Annotated in this window: 10 protein-coding genes; all 10 read left to right on the top strand. The window is 72.6% G+C overall.

The genetic code is table 11. The features are described 5' to 3' along the window. Positions 1-40: 40 nt before the first annotated feature. Positions 41-1564 carry a DUF7059 domain-containing protein gene (locus tag BR85_RS10075; protein WP_036272645.1) on the top strand — a complete coding sequence of 508 codons (1524 nt, stop codon included), beginning with the start codon at positions 41-43 and terminating at the stop codon, positions 1562-1564. A gap of 26 nt (positions 1565-1590) precedes the next feature. After that, on the top strand, positions 1591-3018 hold the full coding sequence (locus BR85_RS10070) for a CCA tRNA nucleotidyltransferase (protein ID WP_028496235.1): 1428 nt from the start codon (positions 1591-1593) through the stop codon (positions 3016-3018). A gap of 253 nt (positions 3019-3271) precedes the next feature. After that, on the top strand, positions 3272-5446 hold the full coding sequence (malQ, locus tag BR85_RS10065; RefSeq protein ID WP_028496236.1) for a 4-alpha-glucanotransferase: 2175 nt from the start codon (positions 3272-3274) through the stop codon (positions 5444-5446). A gap of 153 nt (positions 5447-5599) precedes the next feature. Then, positions 5600-7234: an ABC transporter substrate-binding protein gene (locus tag BR85_RS10060; RefSeq protein WP_028496237.1), complete on the top strand. Its 1635-nt coding sequence runs from the start codon at positions 5600-5602 to the stop codon at positions 7232-7234. A gap of 101 nt (positions 7235-7335) precedes the next feature. Next, positions 7336-8424: an ABC transporter permease gene (locus BR85_RS10055; protein ID WP_028496238.1), complete on the top strand. Its 1089-nt coding sequence runs from the start codon at positions 7336-7338 to the stop codon at positions 8422-8424. A gap of 2 nt (positions 8425-8426) precedes the next feature. Beyond that, positions 8427-9425: an ABC transporter permease gene (locus tag BR85_RS10050; protein WP_028496239.1), complete on the top strand. Its 999-nt coding sequence runs from the start codon at positions 8427-8429 to the stop codon at positions 9423-9425. Beyond that, a complete protein-coding gene (locus BR85_RS10045) occupies positions 9425-11077 on the top strand; it encodes an ABC transporter ATP-binding protein (protein ID WP_028496240.1) in 1653 nt (550 codons plus the stop codon). The genes BR85_RS10050 and BR85_RS10045 overlap by 1 nt, the downstream gene beginning before the upstream one ends. 107 nt (positions 11078-11184) lie before the next feature. After that, positions 11185-12162 (top strand): glycosyltransferase family 2 protein, encoded by a 978-nt coding sequence (locus BR85_RS10040; RefSeq protein WP_028496241.1) that lies wholly within the window; start codon positions 11185-11187, stop codon positions 12160-12162. After that, positions 12159-13526, top strand: coding sequence for a polysialyltransferase family glycosyltransferase (locus BR85_RS10035; protein ID WP_028496242.1), 1368 nt, complete (start codon positions 12159-12161; stop codon positions 13524-13526). The genes BR85_RS10040 and BR85_RS10035 overlap by 4 nt, the downstream gene beginning before the upstream one ends. Then, positions 13523-14683 (top strand): acylneuraminate cytidylyltransferase, encoded by a 1161-nt coding sequence (locus BR85_RS10030; protein WP_036272649.1) that lies wholly within the window; start codon positions 13523-13525, stop codon positions 14681-14683. The genes BR85_RS10035 and BR85_RS10030 overlap by 4 nt, the downstream gene beginning before the upstream one ends. Positions 14684-14695: the final 12 nt, after the last annotated feature.

The raw sequence follows: 14695 nt of genomic DNA, 5'->3' as shown, positions 1-14695 counted from the left end.
CGGGCCGCGCGGAGCCGGATCGACGCGATTGAATGGACCGGTGACCTCTGCACCCGCGACTCCCGATCCCGCCCTCGTCGCCGCACTGCGGGCGGACCTGACGTCCGCGGGATACACCGCCGACGCCGTCCGCGGCGCGTGGGGGTCGCTCGCCGACGAGGCGATCGGCCACGGCCTGCACGGACCCGCGCTCGCCGCCCTGGGCCGGCGCACGGATGCGCTCGCCGTGCTGTGCCGCCTGCTCTTCCTCGGCGCTCCCGCCCCGAGGGCGGCGGTGGACGCCGCCCTGCCGTCGCTCGGCGCGGAGGGACTCGCCGCGCTGGGTCTCGCCGACCGGGACGGCGACACCGTGCGCGCGACGGCGCTCGTACGCCCGCAGGACTTCGCTGACGCGCGCGGCGCGGGGCAGTGGTGGATCGCGAGCGACCTCGACGAAGCCGCGATCGGCGGGGCCCTGCCGACCGGCCACGTGCTGGGCGTCGGCGGAGCATCGCTCACGCTCGCCGGCCTGCAGCTGCCCGGTCATGCGGGGCTCGCGCTGGATGTCGGCACGGGATGCGGCATCCAGGCGCTGCGCGCGCGCCGCACGGTCGACCGGGTCGTGGCGACCGACGTCTCGGCGCGCGCCCTGGCGTTCACGGCCCTCAACGCCCTCCTCAACGACGTCGATGGCATCGAGGTGCGTCTCGGCAGCCTCTTCGAGCCGGTCGCCGGCGAGCTGTTCGACCGGGTGGTCTCCAACCCGCCCTTCGTCATCACCCCGCGCGTCGAGGGCGTCCCGGAGTACGAGTACCGCGACGGCGGCATGGCGGGAGACGATCTCGTCGCGGCGTTCGTGCGCGGCGTGGGGCAGGTGCTCGCCCCTGGCGGCACCGCGCAGCTGCTCGGCAACTGGGAGTACCGGACGGGCGCCGACGGTCTCGACCGCGTGCGGGAGTGGGTCGCGGCCTCGCCCGTGCCGCTGGACGCCTGGGTCGTGGAGCGGGAGCTCCTCGATCCCCTCGCCTATGCCGAGCTGTGGGTGCGCGACGGCGGCACGGCGCCCGGTTCTCCGGCGTACGCACGGCTCGTCGAGGCATGGCTGGCCGATTTCGCGGATCGCGAGGTGACGGCCATCGGGTTCGGGTATCTCCTGCTGCGCCGGGCGGAGGACGAGCCGACCCTCGCGCGGTACGAGCGGATCACGCAGGGCGTCGGGGACGCCCTGGGCATCCATCAGGGCGCGGCGCTCACCGCCTGGGACCGTCTCGCGCGCACCGACGACGAGGCGCTCGCCCGCGCCGTGCTCACCGTCGCCGACGACGTCACCGAGGCGCGGCATCACCTGCCGGGAGCGGAGGCGCCGAGCGTCATCGAGCTGCGGCAGGGCGGCGGCTTCGCCCGCACGGTGCATGTCGACCCCGCCCTCGCCGCGCTCGTGGGCGCGTGCGACGGCGACCTGCCGGTGGGCGTGCTCATCTCCGCGATCGCCGACCTCCTCGAGGCGGATGCCGCGGCGCTGTCCGCCGACCTCCTGCCGCGGGTGCGGGAGCTCCTGTTCACCGGGTTCCTCGCCTGGGGGTGATGGCGCCCGCCGGTAGGCTCGAACCCATGCTCAACATGGCCGAGGGACTCGCGCGTCTGGGCGCCCTCGCCGCTTCGCCCGTCGTGGCGAGCCTCGGCGAGGCCTTCGCGACCGCCGGTTTCGAACTCGCCGTCGTGGGCGGTCCGGTGCGCGACGCGCTGCTCGGGCGTGTGACGAACGACCTCGACTTCACGACCGACGCGCGGCCCGACGACATCCTGCGGATCGTGAAGCCCCTCGCGAGCGCGCACTGGGACATCGGCCGCGCCTTCGGCACCATCGGCGCGCGGGTCCGCGGCGAGCAGGTCGAGATCACGACGTATCGCGCCGACAGCTACGACGGCGTCACCCGCAAGCCCACCGTCGAGTTCGGCGACACGCTCGAGGACGACCTCCGCCGCCGGGACTTCACCGTCAACGCGATGGCGCTCCGCGTGCCCGGGCCCGCCCTCGTCGACCCCGCCGGCGGCGTGGAGGACCTCGTCGCCGGGACGCTGCGGACACCCGTCGATCCGGCCGTGAGCTTCGGCGACGATCCGCTGCGGATGCTCCGCGCCGCGCGCTTCGCGGCCCAGCTCGGCTTCGACCCCGCGCCGGAGGTGCTCGAGGCGGTCGAGCGCCTGCGCGAGACGCTCGCGATCGTCAGCCCGGAGCGCATCCAGGGCGAGCTCGTCAAGCTGCTGCAGACCGATGCGCCGGATCGCGGCATCCGGATCCTCGTCGAGACGGGTCTCATCGAGCTGTTCCTCCCCGAGGTGCCGGCGCTGCGCCTCGAGGTCGACGAGCACCACCATCACAAGGACGTGTACGAGCACTCCCTCACGGTGCTGCGCCAGGCCATCGACCTGGAGCGCGAGCGGAACCCCGGGGCGGCCCCCGACGTCACGCTCCGCCTCGCCGCGCTCCTGCACGACATCGGCAAGCCGGCGACCCGGAAGCTGGAGCCCGCCGGCGGCGTCAGCTTCCACCACCACGACGTGAAGGGCGCGCGGATGGCGCGCAAGCGCCTGCAGGCCCTGCGCTTCGACGGCGACACGATCTCCTCCGTGGCGCAGCTCATCGAGCAGCACCTGCGGTTCTTCGGCTACGCCGAGGGCGCGTGGACCGACTCGGCCGTGCGCCGCTACGTGCGCGACGCCGGCCCGGAGCTGGACCGCCTGCACATCCTCACCCGCGCCGACGTCACGACGCGCAACCGCCGCAAGGCCGCGCGGCTGGCCTCGGCGTACGACGACATCGAGCGGCGGATCGCGGAGCTCGCCGAGCAGGAGGAGCTCCAGGCGATGCGGCCCGAGCTCGACGGCAACCGCATCCAGGAGATCCTCGGCATCCGACCCGGTCCCGAAGTGGGTCAGGCGTACCGGTTCCTCCTCGATGTGCGCCTCGATGAGGGCGTCATCGGCCCGGATGCCGCGGAGCAGCGCCTGCGCGAGTGGTGGGCGACCCGCGCCTGACGGCGCGTCGGCCCGCCTCCCCGCACCCGCGCCGTGCGCCGTGCCCGCGCCGTGCGAACTGCAGGACGGACTGTGACCCGTGGGACTCCCGAGCCTCATAGGCCTCACCCGTCACACTCGATCCTGCGGTTCGCTGCGCCGGGGTGCCGGCCGGCGGCGACGGCCGGCACGGCACGCGGTACTCACGGCCGGGCGCCTCGCCGTCGGCGACGGCGCCCTGGCAGGATGAGGAGCAGCCGCGGAAGGGACGACCATGAGCGACAACCCAGCATCCCCCGACCGACCGAGCCCCGCGCTGACGGCGCTCGCCGAGGCGCACGGCGTTGCGACGCAGTACTGGTCGTTCTTCGGCGAACAGGTCACCGTGCCCGCCGCGACCCTCCGCGCCGTGCTGCGCGCGATGGGCGTCGATCCGCTGACCGACGCCGACATCGACGCCGCGCTCGCCGCCGTGCGAGACGAGCCGTGGCGCGGCCTGCTGCCGCCCTCCGCGGTCGTGCGCCAGGAAGGGGGCACCATCGCGGTGCACGTCGCGGACCGGCACGACGTGACGCTCAGCGTCGCGCTGGAGGACGGCTCATGGCGCGACCTGTCCATCCCCGACCAGCAGGCCGAGTCGCGCGAGATCGACGGCACGACGGTGTGGCGGGTGCAGGTGCCGCTCCCCGGCGACCTGCCGCTCGGCTGGCACGCGCTGCACGCCTGGCAGCGGCCGTTCGACGGCGGCGAGGTCGACCGCACGGCATCCTGCGTGTTCGTCGTCACCCCGAACCGGCTCCCGGAGCCGCCGAGCCGCCCGGGGCGCGGTGGCCGCGGCTGGGGCCTCATGGCCCAGCTGTACTCCGTGCGCTCGCAGGACTCGTGGGGCATGGGCGACTTCGCCGATCTCGCCGATCTCGCGGCGATCGCCGGGCGCCGGGGCGCCGACTTCCTCCTCGTGAACCCGATCCACGCGGCCGAGGTCACCGTCCCGATCGAGCCGTCGCCCTACCTGCCGGCCACCCGTCGCTTCCTCGCGCCGCTGTACGTGCGGCCCGAGGATGTCCGTGAGGCGGCGTACCTGGCCCCCGCGGACCGGGCCGTCGTGGACGAGGCGCGCACGCCGGTCGCGGCGAGCGACACCGACCCCCGGCGCATCGATCGCGACGCCGTCTGGACCGCGAAGCGCGCTGCGCTCGCCCTCATCCATGCCGCGCCGCGCTCTGCGGCACGCCAGGCAGAGCTCGACGCGTTCCTCCGGCGCGAGGGGCAGCCCCTGCAGGACTTCGCCCTCTGGTGCGCCCTTGAGGAGCACTTCGCCGACACGCTCCCCGCCGGCGCCGAGCGCCCCGCGGCGGCGTGGGACATCTCCTCGCCGCTCGTCGGCGAGCTGCGCACGCGGCTCGCGGACCGGGTCGACTTCCACGCCTGGCTGCAGTGGATCGCCGACGAGCAGGTCGCCGCGGCGCAGGCCGCCGCGACGGCATCCGGCATGCGGATCGGCGTCATGCACGACCTCGCCGTGGGTGTGCACACCAAGGGGTCGGATGCCTGGTCGCTGCGCGACATGTACGCCCAGGGCATCACCGTCGGGGCGCCCCCCGACATGTACAACCAGCAGGGACAGGACTGGAACCAGCCGCCCTGGCTGCCGCCGGCCCTCGCCCGCGCCGGGTATGCGCCGCTGCGCGACATGATCCGGACCCTCCTCCGGCATGCCGGGGCGCTGCGCATCGACCACGTGATCGGGCTCTTCCGGCTGTGGTGGATCCCGGCCGGGCTCGGTGCGGGCGCCGGGACCTACGTCCGGTACGACCACGAGGCGATGATCGGGGTGCTCGCCCTCGAGGCGCACCGCGCGGGGGCCGTCCTGATCGGCGAGGACCTGGGCAACGTCGAGCCGTGGGTGCGCGACTACCTGTCGGCCCGCGGCATCCTCGGCACCAGCGTCCTGTGGTTCGAGCAGGAGGAGGACGGTCCGCGGCCGCCCGAGCGCTGGCGGCGGGAGCTCCTCGCGACCGTCAACACGCACGACCTGCCCCCCACCGCCGGCTACCTCGCCGACGAGCACGTCGCGCTGCGCGCGCGCCTGGGCCTGCTCGAGCAGTCCGTCGAGGACGCGCTCGCCGACGCCGCGGCGGAACGGGGCGCGATGCTGCGGCTCCTCCGCGAGCGCGGCCTCATCGGGGCAGAGCCGACCGAGCAGGAGGTCATCGAGGCGCTGAACGTCCTCATCACGGCGTCGCCGTCGCTGCTGCTCGGCGTCGCCCTCGTGGATGCCGTGGGCGAGCGCCGCGTCCAGAACCAGCCCGGGACCGACAAGGAGTATCCGAACTGGCAGATCCCGCTCGCCGACGGCGACGGCCGGGCGGTGCTCGTCGAGGACCTCGCGCACAACGAGCGGTTCCTGTCCCTCACGGCCGCGGTCGACGACGCGCTGCGCGCCTGATCGGCCGCCCGGGCGGCACGCGGTGCCGCGGCCCCCGGGTTTCAGTCTCGTTACGAATTGGGCGCGAGGGACGATTTGCGGCCGGGTCGGGTGAAAGATAGCGAGTTGGACCCGTCTGCCGACGGGACCGTCATCGACACAGCAGAGGTACACATGTCACTGCACCACAGCACGCGGGGCCGCGCCGGCCTCGCCATCGGGGCGCTCGGCGTCTCGGCGCTCCTCCTGGCCGGCTGCGCCGGCGGCGGCGCCCAGAACAACGGCGACGACGCGTCGTCGGCCGAGCCCATCATCGTCGGCACGACCGACAAGGTCACGACCCTCGACCCGGCCGGCTCCTACGACAACGGCTCGCTCGCCGTGCAGACCCAGGTCTTCCCGTACCTGGTCAACACCGACTACAACAGCACCGAGGTCGTGCCCGACCTCGCCGAGTCGGCGGAGTTCACCTCGCCGACCGAGTACACCGTGACGCTGCCGGCCGGTCTGAAGTGGGCCAACGGCAACGACCTGACCTCGGCCGACGTGAAGTTCTCCTTCGACCGCAACGTCGCCATCGCCGACCCGAACGGCGCGTCGAGCCTCCTCTACAACCTCGACAGCGTCGAGACCCCGGACGACACGACCGTCGTCTTCAAGCTCAAGACGGAGAACGACCAGGTCTTCCCGTTCATCCTGACGAGCTTCCCGGGCGCCATCGTCGATGACGAGGTCTTCGCGGCCGACGCGCTGACCCCCGACGCCGACATCGTGGACGCCAACGCTTTCGGCGGTCCCTACACGATCACCTCGTGGGACTTCAACAAGACCGTCGAGTTCACGCCGAACGAGGAGTACCAGGGCCTCCTCGACGCGCCCGTCAACGGCGGTGTCATCCTCAGCTACTACGGGGAGTCGTCGAACCTGAAGCTCGCCGTGCAGGAGGGCGACATCGACGTGGCGTACCGCAGCCTGTCCGCGACCGACGTCGAGGACCTGAAGGGTCGCGACAGCGTCAAGGTCGTCGACGGCCCCGGCGGCGAGATCCGCTACATCGTGTTCAACTTCAACACGCAGCCGTACGGCACCGGCACGAGCGAGGCGGACCCCGCGAAGGCTCTCGCCGTCCGTCAGGCCGTGGCGGACCTGGTCGACCGCGAGGCGATCTCGGAGCAGGTCTACAAGGGCACCTACACGCCGCTGTACTCCTACGTCCCGGAGGGCTTCGCCGGCGCGACCGACGCGCTGAAGGGCCTGTACGGCGACGGCGACGGCGGTCCGGATGCCGCGAAGGCGAAGGCCACGCTGGAGGCTGCGGGCGTGACCACGCCGGTCAAGCTCAGCCTGCAGTACAGCCCCGACCACTACGGTCCCTCCTCGGGTGACGAGTACGCGCTCGTGAAGGAGCAGCTCGAGGCCGACGGCCTGTTCGAGGTCGACCTGAAGTCCACCGAGTGGGTCCAGTACTCCAAGGACCGCACGGCCGACGTCTACCCGGCGTACCAGCTCGGCTGGTTCCCGGACTACTCCGACGCGGACAACTACCTGACGCCGTTCTTCCTCAAGGAGAACTTCCTCGGCAACCACTACGACAACCCCGAGGTCAACGACCTGATCCTCGAGCAGGCCGTGGAGCCGGATGTCGACACCCGCACCGGGATGATCGAGCAGATCCAGGAGCTCGTCGCCGGCGACCTGTCCACCGTCCCGCTGCTGCAGGGCGCCCAGGTCGCGGTGACCGGAGCCGACGTCGAGGGCGTACTCCTCGACGCGTCGTTCAAGCTCCGGTTCGCCCCGATCACGAAGTAGACGGAATGAGCACCGGTGGGGCGGTCCGCAGGTCGGGCCGCCCCACCGCCTTTCCGTCCGCACGACCCGGGCTCCGCCCGGCCCACAGTTAGGCTCTCTCCATGACGATCGACCTCGCCGCGGCACCGGTCGACCAACCGCCCGCAGCTCTCGCCGCATCCCGTAAGAGCGGCGGTTCCTTCGGCCGCTATGTGCTGGTGCGGTTCCTGCTGATGATCCCGACGGTGTTCATCCTCGTCACCCTCGTCTTCTTCCTCCTCCGACTGACCGGCGACCCCATCACGGCCGCGCTCGGCGGACGCCTGCCCGCCGACCAGCTCGCCGAGCGCATCGCCGAGGCGGGCTACGACCGCCCGATCATCGTGCAGTACCTCGAGTACCTGGGTCAGATCTTCACCGGCAACTTCGGCACGACGCTCACCGACAACCGACCGGTCGGCGAAGTCCTCATCACCTACGGCACCGCCACGTTCGAACTCGTCGTGTACGCCCTCGTGGTGGCCCTCATCGTCGGGATCCCGCTCGGCATGGTCGCCGCCGCGCTCCGTGACCGCTGGCCGGACGCGGTGCTGCGCGTCGCCGCCATCCTCTTCTACGCGACGCCCGTGTTCTTCGCCGGCCTCGTCGGGAAGCTCGTCTTCTCGGTGTGGCTGGGCTGGCTCCCCGTCAGCGGCCGCGCCGACGCGCGGACCGGCATCGCCCTCAACCGCGGCGACGGCACCGGCATCTACCTCATCGACGCCCTCGCGACGGGCAACGGCGCCTACGTCCAGGACGTCATCGAGCACGCCGTCCTCCCGGCCGTGACGCTCGGACTGGTCACGGCGGGGATCTTCCTGCGGCTGGTCCGCACGAACGTCATCGGAACCTACAACATGCCGTTCGTGGATGCCGCCCGCTCACGCGGCGTCGGGGAGTTCCGCCTCGTCCGCAAGCACGCGTACCGGCCGGCCCTCATCCCGATCATCACGGTCATCGGCATGCAGATCGCCCTCATGCTCGGCGGGGCCGTGCTGACCGAGACGACGTTCGAGTGGAACGGACTCGGGTCGCAGCTGACCCACTACCTCGCCGCTCGCGACTATGTCGCCGTGCAGGGCATCGTCGCGATGATCGCGATCATCGTGGCCGCCACCAACTTCCTCGTCGACATCATCGCGGCGTTCATCGACCCGAGGGTGAGGTACTGACGATGGCCGAGCGCACGCTCCTCGATCGCCTGCCGGTCGTCCACCAGCTCCGGCAGAGCGTCGGACTCCAGCGCGGCATGCTCGTCGCGGGACTCATCATGACCCTCGTCTTCCTCCTCTGCGCCGCCCTGGCGCCGTGGATCGCGCCGTACAGCTACAGCCAGCTGCGCGGCGCGGACGGCGTGAACTTCGGCGCTCAGCAGCCGCCGAGCGCCGACCATCTGCTGGGCACGACCGTCGGCGGCTTCGACGTGTTCTCCCGCGTCGTCTGGGGCTCGCAGACGGCGCTCCTCGTCGTCGTGATCGCCGTGCTCCTCTCGGTCTTCATCGGCATCCTCCTCGGGCTCGTCTCCGGCTATCTCGGCGGCTGGGTCGACCGCGTGCTCGTCGTGATCGCCGACGCGATCTACGCCTTCCCGACCCTGCTGCTCGCGATCGTCGTCGCGATCGCCATCAGCGGCGGCCAGTCCGATCTGTGGTCCGGCGTCATGGCGGCGGCGGTGTCGATCACCGTCGTGTTCATCCCGCAGTACTTCCGCGTCGTCCGTGCGGAGGTCGTGCGGGTGAAGTCCGAGGCGTTCGTCGAATCGGCGAAGGTCATCGGCGCCTCGACCGGCCGCATCATGTTCCGTCACGTGCTCCGCAACGCGACACGGACGCTGCCGCTCGTCGTGACGCTGAACGCGTCCGAGGCCATCTCGACGCTCGCCGCCCTCGGCTTCCTCGGCTTCGGCATCGAGCCGACGAAGGCGGCCGAGTGGGGCTTCGACCTCAACCGCTCGATCAGCGACGTCGCGGCCGGCATCTGGTGGACCTCCATCCCCCCGGGCCTCGCGATCGTCTTCACGGTGCTCGGGGTCACGCTCATCGGCGAGAGCCTCAACGACCTCGCCGATCCGCGCCTGCGCGCGCGTCGGCGTGCCGCCAAGAGCCGGACCCCGGCCGACGCCGTCGCGGCCACCGTGCCGACGGCCCGCGAAGAGCTCGGGGAGGTGCAGTGATGACCATCGCAGATCCGTCGGACCGCGTCGTGGAGATCCGCGACCTCGATGTGACGTTCGCCACCGACGGCGGCGACGTCTTCGCCGTCCGCGACGTGTCGCTCGAGGTGCGCCGCGGTGAGGTGCTCGCGATCGTCGGCGAGTCCGGCAGCGGCAAGACCGTGACGGCGCGCTCGATCCTCGGGCTCCTGCCCGAGACCGCGACTGCGAGCGGCGCCGTCATCCTCGACGGCGTCGACGTCGTCAGCATGGGCCGGGAGCAGCTGCGTCAGGTGCGCGGCACCAAGGCGGCGATGATCTTCCAGGAGCCGTCCACGGCGCTGAACCCCGTCTTCACGGTGGGCTGGCAGCTTGCGGAGGGACTGCGCGCGCACCAGAAGATCTCGAAGAAGGCGGCCCGTGCCCGGGCCATCGAGATGCTGCGGCTCGTCGGCATCCCGGATCCCGAGCATCGCGTGGGCCATTACCCGCACCAGTTCTCCGGCGGCCAGAAGCAGCGCATCGTCATCGCGATGGCGCTGGCGCTCGAACCGGCCGTGATCCTCGCCGACGAGCCGACCACCGCGCTCGACGTCACGGTGCAGGCGGAGATCCTCGAGCTGCTGCGCCGCCTCCGCGACGACTTCGGGACGGCCATCGTCCTCATCACCCACAACATGGGTGTCGTCGCCGACCTCGCCGACCGGGTCGCCGTGATGCTCAACGGCGAGATCGTCGAGAGCGCGCCCGCCCGGGAGCTCTTCACCGCGCCGCAGCACGAGTACACCCAGCGGCTGCTGGCCGCCGTGCCGCGCCTGGAGATCGTCGACCGGACGCCGCCCGCCGGCGTGTCCGGCGAGGCCGTCGTGCAGGCCGAGGGCCTCATCATCGAGTATCCGGGGCGTCTCGGCACCCCCGCGTTCCGCGCCGTCGACGGGGTGAACTTCCGGATCGGACCCGGGGAGGTGCTGGGCCTCGTCGGCGAGAGCGGTTCGGGCAAGACCACGATCGGCCGCGCGATCGCCGGGCTCGCGCCGGTGTCGGGGGGCTCGCTGCGCGTGCTCGGCGCGGAGATGAACGGCATCAAGGAGCGCGAGTTCCGCAAGCTCCGCAAGGATCTCGGGTTCGTCTTCCAGGATCCGGCGACGAGCTTCAACCCGCTGCTCACCGTTGCGGAGTGCGTCGCCGAGCCGCTCGTCGTGCATGGCTCTGCGCGCCGCGCGTCCGATGCCCGCGACAAGGTCGACGAGCTTCTCGAGGCCGTCCAGCTGCCCAAGGCGTTCGGGGACCGATTCCCGCACGAGCTGTCCGGCGGCCAGCGTCAGCGTGCGTCCCTCGCCCGGGCGCTCGCGCTCGACCCGAAGCTGCTCATCGCCGACGAGCCGACGAGCGCCCTCGACGTCTCGGTCCAGGCGCGCGTCCTCGATCTGTTCGGCGAGCTGCAGGAGCGGTTCGGGTTCGCGACGCTGTTCATCACGCACGACCTCGCCGTCGTCGACCTGCTGGCGCACCGCGTCGTCGTGCTGCACCGCGGCCGCATCGCGGAGGAGGGGCCGACGGCCCAGGTGCTCGGCGACCCGCAGGACGACTACACGAAGCGGCTCATCGCCTCGCTGCCGGTGCCCGATCCCGTCGAGCAGGCCGCGCGGCGCGCGGCCGCACGGGAGGGATGACGCTCCGGTCCCTCTGACCGGACGAGCGCGGCGCGCGCCCACCGGCGCGCTCCGCGCGTTCATCGGCGCGCCACCTCGGCGTCATCCCGGCTTGCGAGCATCGGCGGGTGCCGAAGCCCCTCGTGACCGTCATCCTGCCGGCGAAGGATGCGGGTGCCCACATCGGGACGACCCTCACGACCCTCTCCCGTCAGTTCGACGACCCTGCGCTCCTCAAGGTCGTCGCGATCGACGACGGCTCGAGCGACGACACCGGCGCGCAGATGCGGCACTTCGGGGAGCGACTGGAGCACGTCGAGGTGCTGCGCAACGCGACGCCCGTCGGCTTGGCGTCGGCGCGGAACCAGGGCCTGCAGCGCGTCGAGGGCGAGTTCTTCTGCTTCGTCGACGGCGACGACTGGATGCAGCCGCTGCGACTGCAGAGCCTCACGGCCGCGATGCGCGAGCTCGCATGCGATTTCGTCCGCACCGACCACGTGACCGTCACCGAGGGACGGCGGCAGCTCGTCCGCGCACCGTTCGCGTGGCGCGGCACGAGCGTCTCCCCCCGCGACGCCATCCTCCCCCCGGACGAGACGACGATGGTCGACTACCCGTATGCGTGGGCTGGCATGTTCCATCGGCGAGTGCATGACGCCGGACTGGCCACCTTCTCGGAGGGGCTCTTCACGGCCGAGGACCGACCGTGGATCTGGGGGCTGCATCTCGGCGCGGCGTCGTTCGCGGTCGTCGACGCGCCCGCGCTGCTGTACCGGCGCGGACTCCCCGGCTCGCTGACGCAGGTGCTCGACCGGCGGCAGCTGGACTTCATCCCGGCGTTCTCGGAGGCGCTGGGCGCCGTCGAAGCCGACCGGGAGGCAGCCCGCTTCCTCCCGAAGATCGTCGCGACGACACTGGCCGTCTGTGCGCACCACCTCTCCCGCTCGCGTGCCATGGCGCCGGGCACCCGCGCCCAGCTCCGCGCCGGCATCCGCGACCTGCTGCGCCCCGTGCCCGCCGACATCCTGGATCATGCCCTCGCCGGCATGTCCGACCGCCGGCGCAGGCTGCTCGCCCGCAGCGTCCGCGAGGTGCGCCGCGCATGACCCAGGTCTTCGTCCTCAACTCCGCATACGGGGTCATGACCGCAGCCGCCGCGATGGATGCCGGTCTCTTCCCCGAACCGTTCGGCGATCGCATCCTGCTCGCCGTCAACGCTGCGATCGTGCCCGAGACGACCACGGGGATCGCGGAGTCGCGGCAGCTGCAGGGGGTCCTCCGCCGCTTCGACCGCGTCGAGTCGCTCAACGCGCTCGTCGCGCCGACCCCGCCGGTGCAGTGGCAGCCCGCGGCCGACGACCTGCCCATGCTCGAGCGGCTGCTCCGCCGCGCGTGGGGCATCGACGACGGCTCGTCCCTCGAGCTCTTCCTGCAGAGCCCGCAGGTGCCGCCCTCCCGGACGCTCGCCGCCGTCTTCCCGGGTGCGCCGATCACGATCGTCGGCGACGGCCTCATGACGTACTCGCCCATCCGCGACCGGATGCCGGCGGCCTTCGCCGACCGCGTGCGCGGGGTCGCCTACGCCGACGTCGTGCCCGGCGTGGAGCCGCTCCTGTTCGCGGAGACGGGCGCTCCGCGGCTGCCGGTGCCCGTCGACCGGTTCCGCTCGATCGTGGAGGAGGTCGCGGCGGCGGCGGAGGATCCCGCCCTTGACGACCTCGCCGCATCCGCCGCCCCCACCGTCCTGATCCTCGGCCAGTACCTCGCCCACCTCGGCCTGGTCTCGGCCGACGAGGAGCAGGCGCTGCAGGCGGAGATGGTCGACCGCGCGCTCGAGTGGTCGCCCCGCCGCATCGTCTTCAAGCCGCACCCGTCCGCGCCGCCGGCGATCACCGACGCGGTCGCCCGCCGTGCACGCGCCCACGGCCTCGAGGTGGCCACGTACGACGGCGAGGTGCCGGCGGAGATCGTGGCGGCCCGCCTGCGCACCGTCGGCGTCGTCGCGGGGTTCTCGACGGCGCTGCCCACGGTCCGCGCCCTGTTCGGGACACCCATCGCGTCCGCCGGCACCGAGCTGCTGCTGCGCCGACTCCATCCCTACGGGAACGGCAACCGCATCCCCGTCACGATCGTCGACGCGCTCACGCGGCCGGGCTCTCCCTACACCTCGCCCGCGCGACTTCAGCACCTCCTGGACACCGTGGGCCACACCATGCAGCCGCAGACCGCCGCGCAGCTACGGGGGCGAGCCGCGTCCTTCCTCGCCGGCGCCGACCCGGACGAGCGCGACCGGTACGTCGGCGCCCGGCGGCTCACGCAGCTGCGCCTCCCGGGCGGACGCCGCCCGGGACCGCTCGCCCGCCTGCTCGCCCTCAGTGGCGTCGCGGGGCGCCTCGAGCAGGTGCGCCTCATAGCGCGCGGCGGGCTCCGGCGCGCGGCCCGCGCCTGGAACGCGCTGGAGGGTCGATGAGAGGCGGCGAGGTCGGCGTGGTCGCGGTGATCCCCGCGCGCGGCGGGTCGAAGGGCGTCCCGCGCAAGAACCTGCGCCGCGTGGGGGGCGTGCCCCTCGTCGTCCGCGCGATCGGCGCCGCGCACGCGGCGGAGCGGGTCGACCTCGTCGTGGTGTCCACCGACGATCCGGAGATCGCGGCGCTGGCGGAGGGCGCCGGGGCGCGCGTGGTCCACCGGCCCGCGGAGCTCGCCGGTGACACGGCGTCGTCGGAGACGGCCGTGCGGCACGCACTCGACCTCCTGGAGCGCGACGGCATCCGCCCGCACACGGTCGTCTTCCTCCAGGCGACGTCCCCCTTCATCCCGAGCGAGGGCATCGACCGCGGCGTCGACGCGGTGAGCGGCGGCGGTTACGACAGCGCGTTCTCGGCCTACGCGACCTACGGCTTCCTCTGGGAGCGGGGCGAGGACGGCGCGGCGACGGGCGTGAACCACGACCCCGCCTATCGACCGCGGCGGCAGGACCGTGCCCCTCACCACGTCGAGACGGGTGGCTTCTACGTCTTCGACGCCGCCGGCTTCCGCGCCGCGGGCCACCGCTTCTTCGGGCGCACGGCGATCATCGAGGTGCCCGAGGCGACGGCGATCGAGATCGACGATGCCGAGCAGCTCGCCGTCGCGACGACGCTCGCCCCGCTCGTCGCCCCGCGCGGGCGCATCCCGGTGGACGCCGTCGTCACCGACTTCGACGGCGTCCACACCGATGACTCCGCCTGGGTCGACGCAGAGGGTGGGGAGGCCGTGCGGGTCAGCCGCTCCGACGGGATGGGTGTCGCCCTGCTGCGACGTGCCGGGGTGCCCGTGCTCATCCTCTCCACCGAGGTGCACCCCGTCGTCCGGGCGCGTGCCGACAAGCTCGGCGTTCCGGTGCTGCACGGCGTCGAGGACAAGGCGGCCGCGCTCGTGGGGTGGGCCGCGGACAGCGGCATCCCGAGCGAGCGCATCGCGTATCTCGGCAATGACGTCAACGATCTCGGGGTCATGGCGATCGTCGGGTGGCCCATCGCCGTCGCCGATGCCCACCCCGCCGTCCGGGCGGCCGCGCGCGTCGTGCTGGACCGGGCGGGGGGCCACGGCGCCGTCCGGGAGCTCGCCGATCGCGTGTTGCGCGCCTGACAGGGGAACGCC

Source organism: Microbacterium sp. UNCCL10, from assembly GCF_000746195.1.
Lineage (GTDB): Bacteria > Actinomycetota > Actinomycetes > Actinomycetales > Microbacteriaceae > Microbacterium > Microbacterium saccharophilum.
This window is presented reverse-complemented; position numbering and strand designations above follow the sequence as displayed.